General features: G+C 24.7%; 5 protein-coding genes and 1 pseudogene. 5 read left to right on the plus strand and 1 reads right to left on the minus strand.

What is annotated here, in order from left to right:
* Nucleotides 1-509, minus strand: a pseudogene (locus U880_RS0100065) (DUF244 domain-containing protein); the annotation flags it as partial.
* Nucleotides 510-711: 202 nt separating this feature from the next.
* Between U880_RS0100065 and U880_RS0100070 the strand changes: the two are divergent.
* The 5 genes from U880_RS0100070 to U880_RS09580 all read left to right on the plus strand — a co-directional run.
* Nucleotides 712-1,824 (plus strand): plasmid maintenance protein, encoded by a 1,113-nt coding sequence (locus tag U880_RS0100070; RefSeq protein ID WP_024654289.1) that lies wholly within the window; start codon nt 712-714, stop codon nt 1,822-1,824.
* Between the two features lie 9 nt (nt 1,825-1,833).
* Nucleotides 1,834-2,394 (plus strand): DUF226 domain-containing protein, encoded by a 561-nt coding sequence (locus U880_RS0100075; RefSeq protein WP_024654290.1) that lies wholly within the window; start codon nt 1,834-1,836, stop codon nt 2,392-2,394.
* Nucleotides 2,370-3,185 (plus strand): ParA family protein, encoded by an 816-nt coding sequence (locus U880_RS0100080; RefSeq protein ID WP_024654291.1) that lies wholly within the window; start codon nt 2,370-2,372, stop codon nt 3,183-3,185. Before U880_RS0100075 ends, U880_RS0100080 begins: the two co-directional genes overlap by 25 nt.
* Before the next feature lie 30 nt (nt 3,186-3,215).
* Nucleotides 3,216-3,797 (plus strand): chromosome replication/partitioning protein, encoded by a 582-nt coding sequence (locus tag U880_RS0100085; RefSeq protein WP_024654292.1) that lies wholly within the window; start codon nt 3,216-3,218, stop codon nt 3,795-3,797.
* 307 nt (nt 3,798-4,104) lie between these two features.
* The coding region (locus U880_RS09580; protein ID WP_051373830.1) for an ERF family protein at nt 4,105-4,826 on the plus strand (722 nt) is incomplete at its 3' end.

Raw genomic sequence — 4,826 nt, forward strand, 5'->3', positions numbered from 1 at the left:
CCTACTCGTTTGAAGTAATTATATTTGTCTATTCCATTAGCATATTTGTTTTTGTGTAAAATTTGTATATTATCAGAATAAATACGTAGAAACTCAGCAAATCCTAAATTTTCTAATGCTTTGCCTTTTTTAATATGCAAATTATCTTTATATGGAACTTCTTTCCCAAAAAATTTAAGTACTCGACTTACAATTAATTCAGAAGCAGCATCAGAACCAAGAAATATACTCCCAACTTCACTAGCACCAAATCTTGTTAATCCTTCACGTTGAATAGAAAAATCTACTTTACTATTAAACTTGAAATATTCACCTTTTTTTATGCCAAGTAATTTACGTCCTATTTTGCTTATTTTACTTACATTAGTTTGTTTATTATTATCAGAATCTACGGTTGGAACAAAAGATTCTAAACCTTTAATAACTGGTTGGGTGTATAAATTTTGTTGATTCATTTTTTTTACTCCATTATTAATTTTGTTAGTTATTTTTGTAACAATTGTACTCACAAAGTACCTCCTTTAATTTTTTGGTTTTATATTTACAAAAATAATAATACAACAAAAACTGTTTTTGTTAAAGTATTTGATATAATATTTTTAATAAAAAATTTTTTGAAATTTTTTATTAAAAGAAAAGGTTTACTTTCTAATAAGAATTGCGTTATCATAGTTGATAACAGTAAACCAAAAAATATAAGGAGATACTTAAATGAGGACTATAAAAAAGCCCATCAATAAATACCAACACAAATTAATTGTATTAATATCAACATTAAATTTTGTAAATTCTAAGTTTAAAAAATATAATCAAAATAAAATACTCTATTACTTTAATAATAACTTAAACAACAATGGTCAAAAAAAAGCTACACTCAAAACTCTACAAAGTTATTTATACAAACTAGAAAAAGAATTTCAAGTAACTAGTAACTATTACAGACATTTAGGAGAAAATTGCGGTACTGAAATTCACTATAAACTTAGATTTTCTAAAAAAGTATGTCACTATAAAATCAATAAACATTTTAAAGACAAAAAAGAAGACAGATTCCAACAACGTGCTAACTTATATCATCAACAAACATGCACTAATAATGGGAGTCTAAAGAAAAATGGGAGTGTAGAAAAATGGGAGTGTATTAATAATAATAGTAATAATAAGAATAATAATAATAAGAAGAAAGAGGTAGAAAAAAAAGAAAGAGAAAAGGCACAGCTAGAGAAGTACATAAAGAAGTGTGAATTCAAAGATGATAAATATCTCTCAATTTTGAATTTAGAAACAACAAAAGAAATTAAAATAAAAAAGTTAATAGAATTGAAGAAAGAAGAGAATAGAAAAGAGAGAGAACAAAATAAAAGCAAGAAATTAGAAGAAAAACAAAAGGAATTAGAAAAGGCATTAGAAGAGACAAAGGAAGTATTAAAAAAAGAAGGATACAATGAGAAGCAATTAGAAACAGAGATACAAAAAGCGTATGAGAGATATAAAGACAAGCCGCATTTTATCGTAGAGAGTGGTAAATATGGGGATTTAGGACAGATAGTAAAGAGGATTAAAAAAACAGTTGAACGAGAGAAAAAAGGTCGAAAAGAAGACCAACAGCAGATTAGAAATAATATATTTAGTATACTGCTAGATCAGTTGAAGAACAAAGTAGAGGTTAAAGTTTTAGCGCCAATATTGAAAAATTATTTAAATAAGCAAGTTGATTTGAAATATAGCCAAGTATTTAATAATCATTATTACTATGAAATTTTAGAGATGGTGGAAGGGAAAGAGCATGTGAGAATAGGAGAGTATGAAAAGATTGTTGACTAAGGATTTGTTATGGATAGCGTGTTAGAGCGTCTTAAAGAAAAGAAAGTTGAAATTAAAGAAAAAGAAAATAAGTCTATTTTTATTAAAATTGAAAAAGAGAATAACAGAAAATTATATCATACAAAAATTATGAAAGATTTTTATGCATTTGGAGTAGATAAGAGACAAGGTAATAAATTTTTTATTTCGTTTAGAGGATTATTTAATCAAGAAAAGATAGAATTTTTTAGCTTGTTTTCTTTGAAAAGAAGTGACAAATTTTTAGGCATTTTTTATGGATATAGGAAACCAATAAAGAATGTAATTATAAAATATGAAGAAAATGGTTTTATAAAATCGTCTACTTTTTCAAAAGTTTATTACATAGAATTTAGATTTAAGAAAGGAAGTATTTATTGTTATATTAAGGGAATATATCGTCTACTAAAAAAGGATAAGGTATATACAAAATATTGTGAAGCTTTAATTGACAAACTTTCAAAGTTAGAAAAGGAAGTACATATGTTCTATAACAAAAAATTACCAGAAGGGGGTCTTATAACTAAATGGATAGAAAAAAACCAAAAATAATAACAATTGCAAGTATTAAAGGTGGTGTTGGTAAAAGTACTACTAGTTTAATCTTATCTACTTTGTTAGCAAAAAAATATAAAGTTTTACTTATAGATATGGATACTCAGGCATCGGTTACTAGTTATTACTTTAATAAGATAAAAGAAAAAGAAATAAATTTAATAGAAAGAAATATATGCGAAGTTTTAAAAGGAGATTTGGAAATTGATAATGCAATTTTTAATATTGAGAGTAATTTAGATTTACTTCCTAGTTATTTAACTTTACATAGTTTAAATGAAGATTTTTATTGTGAAAATAGACATAAATCTATTGATTTGAAGTTAAAGGTAGAATTGAGGAGATTGAAAATAAATTATGATTATATAGTAATTGATACTAATCCTAGTTTAGATTTTACATTAAAGTGTGCTTTAAATTCTACTGATTATATAATAGTTCCAATGACATCTGAAAAATGGACTCTTGAAAGTTATGAACTTTTAGAATTTTTTGTTAAAAAATTGGAAAGACTAATACCGATTTTTTTTATTATCACAAGATTTAAGAAAAATAATACACATAAAAAATTGTTGCAAATAATTCAAGAGAAGGCTAACTTTTTAGGTGTTGTATCTGAAAGGGAAAGTTTAAATAAAAAAATAGCAAGTAACAGTTATTTTGATTTAAAATCGGATTATATCACAGAATATGGTCAAATATTGAGTAATTTATTATGTCATATAAAGCTTGGTAACAATAATATAATAGTTCCTGATGTAAGTTGTCCAACGCTGGACAACTATTGAAGATCAAATAAATCAAGAAGGAGAAATTTTATGAGTAAAAATAGTGACGAGGAGATAATAATTAATGCAAGAAATTTCAATAATGATAAAAATTCTATTTTATTGTTTGATGATGGTATTAATATAGATGATAATCAAAAAAGGTTTGCACTTTTAAAAAGTAAGTTAAAGGATAATATAAAAGATGATATTTATAATAAAATAGAGGCTATGCATATTTTAAGAGAGATAAAGGACAAAGAATATTATAAGCTAGATGGATATAAAAGTTTTTCTCGATTTATAAAAGATTATAAACTAGCTAAATCTCAGGCTTATTCCTATTTAAGGATAGCTAGTGCTATCCAAGATGGAATTTTAAAAGAGGAATATCTAATTGAAAATGGATTTAGACAGTCTTTGTCTTTTTTAATGGAAAAAGAGAGTAAAAATTTAAAAAAGTCAAAAATAAATCCGGTAAAGCCATTAAGATTTCAACTTAAAAGTCAAGATAGCTATAATTATTATAAGAAAAATGCAAAACTGACAGGTTTTATATTGGATAAACTTTTTTTGGAAAAACAGAATTTGCTTAAAGAATTTGTAAAGGAATTTGAAATTTTAAAAAAATAAAAAAATATAGAAAGGTTGATATTATTTTTACTTTAGTGTAAGCTATTTTTGTTGAGGTACTCTGTACAGTATTGTATTTAGTATTTCCTTAAAAATTTTTTGGTTAATTTATGAAAGGTCATAATCCTTACTTAAGGGTAACAATATCTTTAAGTAAGGATTATGTTTTGTAGTAAATTATAATTCTTGTATTACGATTTTATTAAAATTTTTGTAAAATTATACTGAAAAATATTTGTTAAAAATTGTTTTTTGATGTATATTTATTTTTGTAAATATAAAACCAAAAAATTAAAGGAGGTACTTTGTGAGTACAAATAATATTACAAAAACAAATATGCAAGAAACAAAAATTAATAACAAAAATACAACAATGAATCAAAAGAGAATAGACTTTTTAAAGAACCTTAAAACTTTGAGGATGAGTTTGGATGGCGTGAACAAAAATCTTAATGGATATGGGTATAAGTATCAAGATTTTAATGAAATAGTAAGAGAAGTTAAGAATGTTATTAAAGAACATAATCTAGATATTGATTTTGTACAAGTTCCAACTTGTAAAGTTATAGGCAATAATACAATCAGTGTTGTTACAACAACATTTTATAATTCTAGTGGGTATGAATATTCATTTGATACACCTCTATATATAGAGGAATTAAAGTCTATTGGAATTAAAAGTCAAAATACGTGGTCTCAGCTTGTGGGGTCTGCAATAACTTATTTCAAACGTTATGCACTAGTTGCATATTTGTCAATAGAAAGTGAAGTTGATACTGATGCTAGTAATTTAGATCTTGAACAAAGAAATAATAAAGGACAAATTGAAAATAATACTTCTAATAGCAAAGATAGCAGTGCAATCAAACCATCTGTAGATATAACAAAAGCAAAATCAATAGAAAGTAGAGTACAAAACAAGCAAGTTGTTAATACTGACCATTCTAAATCCAAAGTTAAACATAATGTTAATATGAATAAATTTAAGTATTATCAAAACTTACTAATAGCATCAAGAAATATGTATAG

Source organism: Borrelia hispanica CRI (genome assembly GCF_000500065.1).
GTDB classification, from domain to species: domain Bacteria; phylum Spirochaetota; class Spirochaetia; order Borreliales; family Borreliaceae; genus Borrelia; species Borrelia hispanica.